Here is a 10056-nt window from a genome sequence, read left to right on the forward strand (position 1 = left end):
CTTAAATAAAAGTTTATCTAGGGCTCAGATACTGTTATATATCTGGCTTTATGTTTCTTGGTTGTTTCAAATTCTATAAATTAACCTACTGTTTAATTTTCAAAGTTCATTTTTTCTTTTTTTGTTGTCCCTTTTCTTAAGGACAAGTAATACTATATCATCTTTAAATAACACCGTCAACACTTTTTCAAAACTTTTTTTATTTTCTTTTTTAATTTTTTTTAAATATAGTAATTCCATAGTTTCCAGCTTATTATATGTAATATATATTTTTTTATACAACTTAAAAATATGTTGTTCATTCTATAAAAAACAATGTAAAAAAGTATTGTATTTTATACTTATAAACAAATACTTTTTACTTCTTTACACTTTTTTTATGTTTTACGTTAAATATATTAAATTCCTAACAACTTTTTCATTCTATTTAAATCAAATCCCAATACATGTTCTCCATTTATAATAGTAACTGGTATTGACATATACCCCATACCAATTAAAGTCCTTCTGTCTTCTGAATTCTTAGATATATTATGTTCCATATATTCAATATTATTATTTTTTAAAAACTCTTTCGCCTTTATACATTGAATACATGAATCACTTGTATATATTTCTACATTTTGCATAATTTTTAGCTCCTTTACATTTAATATATAAATGCTTGTATTTTTTTTTATATTATATTAGATTATTATTAACTTGTATTAGTATATAATCTAATATATAACAAATTGAATTTGTTGAGTATAACTAATAATACAAAAAATTGTATTATTGTTCAATATAACTCTACATTTTAGGAGGATTTTATTATGAGCAAAAAAGTATTAATTATGTCTGCTTCTACTGGCGGAGGACATAACAGAGCTGCTCGAGCAATTAAAGAAGAATTAGAACAAAAATCAATTGATGGAATACCTATACAATGTGAAATAATAGATAGTTTAAAATTAGTTAATAATACGATGGATAAAATAATATCTAGAGGATATGAAAAGTCTGCTATATACACACCTAAAGCTTATGGAAGTGTCTACAGATTTTCTGAAAATAGTTTAGTATCTAAAAATGAATTTAAAGGTAATTTGCTTATATCCTTTATGGCTCAGAAATTTAAAAAGCTTCTTAATGATTCTAATCCTGATGTAATTATAGGAACTCATCCATTCCCTATGATTGCTCTAAGTACTTTAAAAAAATCTAAAAATAATAATACAAATTTAGGAGATACATTCCATAAACATCATTACAACATAAATGTTCCACCTATGATTTCTGTATTAACAGACTATACAACACATTCTACTTGGATTCAAAATGAAATAGATTATTACATAGTTGGTCATGAATACGTAAAAGAATTACTGGTATTTGAAGGAGTAGATAGTTCTAAAGTTAAAACTTTCGGTATTCCAGTTGAAAAATCATTTTTATCTAATAGAGATAGAGAAACTGTTTTACTTGAATTAGGTCTATCTCCTGATAAGCTCACAGTATTACTTATGGGCGGTAGTTTTGGAGCAGGAAATATAAAAGAAACTTTAGCTGAACTACTAGATATAGATAGAGATTTTCAAATTTTAGTAGTAACTGGTAGAAACGAAAGCCTAAAAGAAAAATTAGATAAAAATTTACTTTCTCATACACAAAATAAGAATGTCTGTGTTTTAGGATATACTACAAAAATGAACGATATCTTAGCTTCTATAGATGTCTTAATAACCAAACCAGGTGGGCTAACTACTACTGAAGCATTATTAAAAGATGTTCCAATGATAATTCCTTATTATATTCCTGGACAAGAAGAAGAAAATTTAGAGTTTCTTTCTAATTGTGGAGCAGCACTTAGAACAACAAAGAAATACACTCTATCCGTTTTATTAAAAGTTCTTATAGATGATTCTTCTAGATTAGATATGCTTAAACGAAATATAAAATCTATAAGAAAATTCAACTCGTCTCAAAACATAGCTAATTTAGTTATAGATATTTTAGAAGAAAATAGCGAATCTAGATAAACCTTTATTTACATAAAAACCCTCTATTAGATAATATCTAATAGAGGGTTTTTATGTAAATAATTTAAATTAATATCAATTTACTAATATAAACATATTTATTTTTAGTATCTCGGTTCATATAAATCTTCTTCATAGTCATATTGATAGTTTTTATAATTATTTCTAAAATCAGTATTTTTATTCTTTGGAGTTTTTTTAAATTTTTTCTGAATTAATAAACTCATATCGTCATTTTTATCATATTTACTTTTATCTGATTTTGTTTCTTCAACATTTTTACACGCTTCTAAATTCAAAGTTGATTTCATACTATACCCCCATTGAAATTTTCAATTAAACATATCCTAAATTATACTCTCATTGAAATTTTTATTCAATAAATCATATATACTTTAAGCTTAAATACAAAAAATCGAGGTATTTACCCCGATTTTTATATTTCTCTTCTACCTTCTAGAGCTTTAGATATAGTTACTTCATCTGCATACTCTAAATCTCCACCTACAGGTAATCCATGAGCAATTCTTGTAACTTTTATGCCCATTGGTTTTATAAGTCTAGCTATGTACATAGCTGTAGCTTCTCCCTCTATGGTAGGATTAGTAGCCATTATTATTTCTTTTACATCATGAGTTCCTAATCTTAATATTAACTCTTTTACTTTTATCATGTCTGGGCCAATACCATCCATTGGAGATATCACACCGTTTAATACATGATACTTACCTTTGAATTCTCTTGTTCTTTCCATAGCAGCTACATCTCTTGGATCTTCCACTACACAAATAACACTATCATCTCTATTTTTATTAGAACACATGCTACAAATTTCTTTATCCGCTATATTACAGCATATTGAGCAATATTTTATCTCTCTTTTAGCTTCTACTATAGCTTTAGATAATGACTCTACATCATTAATATTCATATTTATAACATGAAAAGCTAATCTCTGAGCTGTTTTTCTTCCTACTCCAGGAAGTTTTGAAAATTCTTCTATAAGCCTTGTTATCGGGCCTGTATAAACTTGCATATTATCACCTACTAGAATAATCCTGGAATATTCATTCCTCCAGTTACTTTGTTCATTTGAGACGCTTGCATATCATCAACACTTCTTAGAGCTTCATTAACAGCACTCAATACTAAATCTTGTAACATTTCTATATCATCTGGATCAACAACTTCAGGTTTTATAGCTATATTTATAACTTCTTTTTTACCGTTAACTTTTACAGTAACAGCTCCTCCTCCTACTGAGGCTTCAACTTCTTTTGATTCTAAATCTTCTTGCATTTTTTGCATGTTTTCTTGCATCTTTTGAGCCTGCTTTAATATATTGTTCATATTTCCAGGCATCATTCCGCCTCCAAAACCTTTCTTAGCCATGATTAAAATCCTCCTTAAAAACTTATTATTTTATTTTAATATTATATCATAATAGTATTTATTATTTATGTTCATTTTCTTCAATACTTTGTTTTATTTCTAATATATCTTCATTTACTAATTCTTTTAAAATTTCTTCGCCTTTATCTTTTTTAACGTCTTTTATTTCTAAACTAATATTTTTAACTTCTGATTCTAATATTACTTTTATACTGAAACTTCTATTTAAAGTTTCTCTTATCATTTTTTCTATGTATGCTATAGTATTCGGATCACTTAATCTTTTCTTTGCAAACTCAAATCCATCTCCATAAATTATATATAACATATTTTCATAAACATTAAAACTGCTTACATCTCCTAATAAGAAATATACAGGCATTTGCTTACTTTGTTTATCATCTTTAATGCTTTGTCTTATTTTTGTCCAAGATGATTCTATTAATTTTACGTCTTCACTCTTTACTGTTTCGTATATTATTTCTTCTTCGGCTACATTAGTTTTTTCTACTTCACTATTATTCTCTATATTGTTAGTATTAACCTTTATATTTCCAGTTTCTATTCTATTTTCTAAATTCTCAATTCTTTTTATAAGAGCCTCTTTACTTTCATCAAACATAGGCTGAGCAATTTTCATCATAGTTATTTCTGCTAATACCCTTGGGTTTGTAGAAGTTTTCATAGTATCTTGTGTAACTGATAGTATATTTAAAACTCTAATAATATCATTTACATCTACATCACTAGCTTGCAGTTTTAATTGATCTATTATTTCCTCTGGTAAAGATATAATCTCATCAAGATCTGTAGATACTTTGCAAACCATAAGGTTTCTAAAATGATCTATTAAATCATTTATTAAATTCCTTATATCTTTTCCCCATATAATAAATTCATTTAATATCTGAAGAGATTCTTTTGTATCTTGGTTTATTATAAATTTAGCCATTTCAAATAACTGCTCTATATTTACAGTTCCTAGTAACTCTACTACATCCTTATATTCTATTTTATGATCTGCAAAAGATATACATTGATCCAACATACTAAGTGCATCTCTAAGTGCCCCTTGAGAATTTCTAGCTATTAAATTAAGTGCTTTATCTTCAACTTCTATATTTTCTTCATTACATATTTTTTTCATACGATCTGTCATATCGTTAACAGTAACTCTCTTAAAGTCAAATCGTTGACATCTTGATAAAATAGTTGCAGGAATCTTGTGTTGTTCTGTAGTTGCTAGTATAAATATAACATATGATGGTGGCTCTTCTAGTGTTTTTAAAAGAGCATTAAATGCACCTTGAGATAACATATGTACCTCATCTATTATATACACCTTATACTTTGACTTCGTAGGTGAATATTTTACATTTTCTCTAAGTTCTCTTATATCGTCTACACTATTATTAGATGCAGCATCTATCTCTATAACATCCATTATATTGTCATTTAATATATCTTTACATACATCACACTCATTGCAGGGTTCTTGATTAATACTATTTATGCAGTTTACAGCTCTAGCAAATATTTTAGCTGTAGATGTCTTACCTGTTCCCCTAGTACCTGAAAATAAATATGCATGTCCAACATTATTGTTCTCTATTTGGTTCTTTAATGTTCTTGTAATATGCTCTTGTCCAACAACATCTTCAAAATTCTGAGGTCTATACGCTCTATATAATGCCTTATGCATTTTTATCTCTCCTTAATAAAAAAGTATTCTATTGAACCTCTATAAATGAACACTTTCTTAAATCACATTTCTATAAATTATAATTTTTCATGTAACATAAAAAAGTATACTCAATATATTATTTTTTCCAACATATTCAAATATTATATCATTTTATCATAATATAATTTTATCATATTAATTATGAATATATTTTTTATATTCTTATTTGTTTTATTAAATTTTAAAGTTTTGTTAAATAAAAAAAATCCCTTAAAATTAAGAGATTTGTTTTTTATATATTTAAATGCTGTACACCATCTATTGACTTACTTCCATAGGCGTTACCTAAACAGTTAGCTCAACTTAGGCACCCCCGCGGCACACAAAAGTGATCACTTACCGCTGCTTCCTTCCGGATCTCACGGGGTTTATGAGCTTTCATTGCGCAGGACCTAAGCATCAACACCACTTATTTAGGGCAGCCCTACAAAAGATAAGCCTCTAGATGGAATTCAATCCTGCTATAGCGGATTGCAGGTTACAGGGCACCGCTACCTCCCCATCTAGTACAGCAAAATTACAACCATATTTAAATTTCCTCTGGCGGAGAGTGTGGGATTCGAACCCACGATACGCTTTTGACGCATACTCACTTTCCAGGCGAGCGCCTTCGACCGACTCGACCAACTCTCCTTGTTATCTTTTCCTTAAAGCTTTAAAAAATTCCTGTAATATTTTAGAACATTCATCTTTTAAAGTTCCAAAAGACACTTCTACGTTATTGTCTTGATAATAATCTATTTTAAATTCATGTTGTTTTTCTGTATATGAATTTTTTATATGCTTAGTTCCTATTATAAGCTTTTTTATCCTAGAATTTACTATTGCTCCACTACACATGATGCATGGCTCCATAGTTACATATAAATCACAATTAATAAGTCTCCATCCACCAAAATTCTGTGCTGCCTGTCTTATAGCTAAAATTTCAGCATGAGCGGTACAATCATTTAATGTTTCTGTAAGATTATGCCCTCTACCTATAATTTCTCCGTCTTTAACTACTACAGCTCCAATAGGTGTTTCTTTTTTATCATATGCTTTATATGCTTCTTTTAATGCTTCGTTCATATAGAATGATTTTTCCATATATCCTCCTAAAACTTATAACAACTCTATCTTATCATAATTTATTTTATAATTCAACTTAATTTTTTATAATTAATATATTATATTTTATTTAATATTTCAAAATACATTATCGAAATTATACTTATCCATAATCTCAAGATTATATTATTTCCTATATAATTAGCCTCTATAATATAGAGTCTAATTAATTTTTTAATTTATTATTGTAAGATTTTGTGAAGCTCTTTTTATTATTAAACCTACTAGTGTAAGGATTATCGGTCCTCCATAAGTTTTTAGTACAAGAATTACGTCTTCAATTCCACTACTGTCAATTACATAATCAAGACCAGCACCTAAAAATCCTGCACATGATAATATCAAAGCTAGCACATGATAATATCAAAGCTATATATGCTAAAGTATACGCTAAAACATCAGATTTGAAAAATTTAAAAGATAAATTTTTACTATTTTTTCTAAATACTAAATATGCATATATAAGAACAACATAAGGAATAACAACAGCTAAAGATGATAATTCTGTGAGCATTTTAAAGAATGTATATATTGATCCTAACCCTAATAAGGACATTGCAATTAAGACTACTAGTATTGGACATTGAGTCCATAGTGCATTAGATAAGATACCATCTTTTCTTTTTTAATTAAAAATAATGGGAATGTACCTTCTGGAACTTCTCCAAACATAGCTCTTATTGGAGACTCCCTCTATATTATATAAGCAGCAATAGATGTAATTAAATTTATAGCTGCTTATATCTGTACTAATATTTTTCCATTTAAATCAAAGTTATTTGCGATTATATCATAAACTATATAATACCTGCTTTTTCTAGTAATTCTGGAGATGCTATTAATTATATCGCTATTGACCCTAATATATGATAAACCTATAAATATAACCGTAGTAGCTAAAGTAAATTTACCACTGAAATCTCCTAATTTATAAAATTTATTTACACCTATAGTTGCTATATAAGTCATTGCTATACATATAAATTTTTATAATATCGGAAGCAAATATGCATTAAAATGATCAAATACATTTCTTCCAAGCAATGCCCAAGTTCCTATAAATGCCTATTTTCAACCAATTTATTGATTTATGCAAAAATATAATACACTTTCTTTGTCTTGGTTAGCTGATGCCATTTCTACTATAATTCCACATAGTGGTAAGAAGTATAATACTGAAACTATAATCAAAGAAGGTATAGCTAATAGACCCAAGTAAACCGCATTACTTTCTATATTAGCAAGTCTAAATGTCGGAACAAATATCATCATTACTAATGCCAATAATTTTATTTTGTTGTTTTATTCCATGTTGTTATCTCCTTTTATATTTTATAAATCACTATAAATATTAAATAAAAAAAATACGCCCCTTAGCCTAAAAGGCTAAGAGACGAATTTTTCCGCGGTACCACTCTTATTGATAAGTATACTTACCCTCTCAACCTCTTAAGGTGAGAGCACTTATTCCTTACTATTTTTTCAGACAATATTCTCCAAAGTTCTTTTAACAATAAACTTTTGTTGTTAGACTTACACCAAACCCTCGCTCGCTGAAACTCCATTTAATGCTACTCTCTTTTTCTAAGAAGTTAAATTTTTTTATAAAAATCATATTTAAAATTTTCTAAAATTATATATTAAATCAAATTCTATAATTCATTCTTTTTTATAACATCTACACCCATATATGGTCTTAATACTTCTGGTACTATTACTGATCCATCAGCTTGTTGGTAATTTTCTAATACAGCAGCTAAACTTCTTCCTACTGCTAAACCTGAACCGTTTAATGTATGAACATATTCAGCTTTAGATTTTTTATCTCTTTTGAATCTTACGCCAGCTCTTCTAGCTTGGAAATCTTCAAAGTTTGAACAAGAAGAAATTTCAACATATCTATTGTAGCTTGGCATCCATACTTCTAAGTCATATTTAAATGCAGCAGTGAATCCTAAATCTCCTGTACATATTCTAACTACTCTGTATGGTAATCCTAACATTTGTAACATTTTTTCTGCATCATTAGTTAATTTTTCTAGTTCATTATAAGATTCTTCTGGAGCAACAAATTTAACTAATTCAACTTTGTTAAATTGATGTTGTCTTACTAAACCTCTAGTATCTCTACCTGCAGATCCTGCTTCTGATCTAAAACATGGAGTGTAGGCACAGTATTTTATAGGTAATTGATCTATTGATAATATTTCATCTCTGTGTATGTTAGTTACTGGTACTTCTGCAGTTGGAACTAAGAAGTAATCTAACCCTTCTAATTTAAACATATCTTCTTCAAATTTAGGTAATTGTCCTGTTCCTACAAAACTAGTTCTGTTAGCCATAAAAGGTGGTAAAACTTCAGTATATCCATGTTCATCTGTATGAGTATTTAAGAAGAAGTTTATTAAAGCTCTTTCAAGTCTTGCTCCTAATCCTTTGTATAAAGTAAATCTTGAACCAGTTATTTTTCCAGCTGTTTCAAAATCTAATATTTCAAGTTCTGTTCCTAAATCCCAGTGAGCTTTTTCTTCAAAATCAAATTTTGGAGTTTCTCCCCAAGTTCTTACTTCAACATTGTCATCATCAGTTGTTCCTTGAGGAACTTCTGGATGAGGAACATTAGGTATTCTCATTAATCTATATTCCATATCTGCTTCTACAGTTCTAACTTTTTCATCTATTACTTTTATTTTATCTGATAATTCTTTTAGTGTAGCTTTTGCTTCTTCTACATTTTTACCTTCTTTTGCAAGTTGAGGTATTTTTTTAGATTCAATATTCAACTCATTTTTCATTACTTCAACTTCTTTAAGTAACTCTCTTCTTTGATCATCTAACTCAAGTACTGCATCAAGATCGAATTCTTTTTCCCCTCTTCTATCCATTGCTTTTTTAATATCTTCTAAATTTTCTCTTATTCTTTTAACCTCTAACATTTTATATTCCTCCTATTTATTTTATATTTTCGCTATGTTTATCATTTTCATTTGTTAAAATTCGCTTATTAGTACTAATAAACCCTTTTCTTAACTTTAATATTTATCTTTAAAATGTAGTATTTTACTTAATAATTTAGTAAATACAGCCTATAAAATTCTCTTATTATATCTTTTCTCATAAAAAGTTTGCGCTTACTTTTTATAAACTTATATTTTATTATTAATAATATTTTTCAATACATGTATTATAAACTTAATTAATTGTAATAAAAAAAGACCCTCGTATCCCTTATAAAAGGGACGAAAGTCTTAATCCGCGTTGCCACCCTAATTGATTATATAAAATATAATCCTCTCAGTCCTGTAACGTAGGTATACGTCTAATCTTACTGTTATTTCCGATTAGAAGCTCCGGAATAGATTCAAAAACCATTGTAATGAGTTCTCACCAACCACTCACTCTCTGAATACAAAATTGCTTTTTACTAGTTTCCTTCAAAGCTTTTCAACTATATTGTCTTATTTGATACTCATTATATTATATATGTTAACAAGTTTCAATAGTATTATTCATTTTTTTATTTATTTTTATATAAATTTTTAATTACTTATCAAATCTAATTATTATAACTATATACTATTTTCGGCGAAAATGATATAGATATTTTATTTTTTTTATAATATTTTTTATTTTTTGTACAAAATTCATAGTGAATTTCTACTTATTTAAAGCTTTATAACATAAAAAAAGATTACGTGGCTACGTCTTACTCTCCCAGGCAGTTGCCCACCAAGTACCATCAGCGCTAAAGAGCTTAACTTCTGTGTTCGGAATGGGAACAGGTGTATC

General features: G+C 27.8%; 10 protein-coding genes, 1 tRNA gene, 1 rRNA gene, 1 other RNA gene and 2 other annotated features. Of the genes, 1 reads left to right on the forward strand and 12 read right to left on the reverse strand.

Annotated features, from left to right (window positions below):
• Positions 1 to 398 precede the first annotated feature (398 nt).
• Entirely contained in the window at positions 399 to 629 is a 231-nt protein-coding gene (locus QOZ84_RS16105) for a glutaredoxin family protein (RefSeq protein WP_284133920.1), read from the reverse strand.
• A 186-nt stretch (positions 630 to 815) separates the two neighbouring features.
• Here QOZ84_RS16105 and QOZ84_RS16110 point away from each other — a divergent pair, with 186 nt between their 5' ends.
• The gene (locus tag QOZ84_RS16110) at positions 816 to 2021 is read left to right on the forward strand and encodes an MGDG synthase family glycosyltransferase (protein ID WP_284133921.1); all 1206 of its coding nucleotides are present in this window, start codon (positions 816 to 818) and stop codon (positions 2019 to 2021) included.
• 104 nt (positions 2022 to 2125) lie between these two features.
• On the opposite strand, the gene QOZ84_RS16115 is transcribed toward QOZ84_RS16110, so the two are convergent.
• The 11 genes from QOZ84_RS16115 to rrf form a co-directional block, all read right to left on the reverse strand.
• The gene (locus tag QOZ84_RS16115) at positions 2126 to 2332 is read right to left on the reverse strand and encodes a hypothetical protein (RefSeq protein WP_284133922.1); all 207 of its coding nucleotides are present in this window, start codon (positions 2330 to 2332) and stop codon (positions 2126 to 2128) included.
• 125 nt (positions 2333 to 2457) lie between these two features.
• Positions 2458 to 3057: a recombination mediator RecR gene (gene recR / locus QOZ84_RS16120; protein WP_284133923.1), complete on the reverse strand. Its 600-nt coding sequence runs from the start codon at positions 3055 to 3057 to the stop codon at positions 2458 to 2460.
• 11 nt (positions 3058 to 3068) lie between these two features.
• Positions 3069 to 3413 (reverse strand): YbaB/EbfC family nucleoid-associated protein, encoded by a 345-nt coding sequence (locus QOZ84_RS16125; RefSeq protein ID WP_026899748.1) that lies wholly within the window; start codon positions 3411 to 3413, stop codon positions 3069 to 3071.
• A gap of 61 nt (positions 3414 to 3474) precedes the next feature.
• Positions 3475 to 5115 (reverse strand): DNA polymerase III subunit gamma/tau, encoded by a 1641-nt coding sequence (gene dnaX / locus QOZ84_RS16130; RefSeq protein WP_284133924.1) that lies wholly within the window; start codon positions 5113 to 5115, stop codon positions 3475 to 3477.
• Between the two features lie 289 nt (positions 5116 to 5404).
• Positions 5405 to 5669: signal recognition particle sRNA large type (ffs, locus tag QOZ84_RS16135), an RNA gene on the reverse strand.
• Positions 5670 to 5698: 29 nt separating this feature from the next.
• A tRNA-Ser gene (locus tag QOZ84_RS16140) sits at positions 5699 to 5790 on the reverse strand.
• Between the two features lie 3 nt (positions 5791 to 5793).
• Positions 5794 to 6246, reverse strand: coding sequence for a nucleoside deaminase (locus QOZ84_RS16145; protein WP_284133925.1), 453 nt, complete (start codon positions 6244 to 6246; stop codon positions 5794 to 5796).
• A 195-nt stretch (positions 6247 to 6441) separates the two neighbouring features.
• The gene (locus QOZ84_RS16150; RefSeq protein WP_284133926.1) at positions 6442 to 6612 is read right to left on the reverse strand and encodes a hypothetical protein; all 171 of its coding nucleotides are present in this window, start codon (positions 6610 to 6612) and stop codon (positions 6442 to 6444) included.
• A 735-nt stretch (positions 6613 to 7347) separates the two neighbouring features.
• Positions 7348 to 7551: a hypothetical protein gene (locus tag QOZ84_RS16155; protein WP_284133927.1), complete on the reverse strand. Its 204-nt coding sequence runs from the start codon at positions 7549 to 7551 to the stop codon at positions 7348 to 7350.
• Between the two features lie 102 nt (positions 7552 to 7653).
• Positions 7654 to 7863, reverse strand: a binding site (T-box leader).
• A 56-nt stretch (positions 7864 to 7919) separates the two neighbouring features.
• Positions 7920 to 9203, reverse strand: a complete 1284-nt coding sequence (gene serS, locus QOZ84_RS16160; protein ID WP_284133928.1) for a serine--tRNA ligase — start codon at positions 9201 to 9203, stop codon at positions 7920 to 7922.
• A 296-nt stretch (positions 9204 to 9499) separates the two neighbouring features.
• Positions 9500 to 9714: a binding site (T-box leader), on the reverse strand.
• Between the two features lie 246 nt (positions 9715 to 9960).
• A 5S ribosomal RNA gene (rrf, locus tag QOZ84_RS16165) occupies positions 9961 to 10056 on the reverse strand; the annotation flags it as partial.

Origin of the sequence: Romboutsia sedimentorum (assembly GCF_030131845.1) — a bacterium.
GTDB lineage: Bacteria > Bacillota > Clostridia > Peptostreptococcales > Peptostreptococcaceae > Romboutsia_D > Romboutsia_D sedimentorum.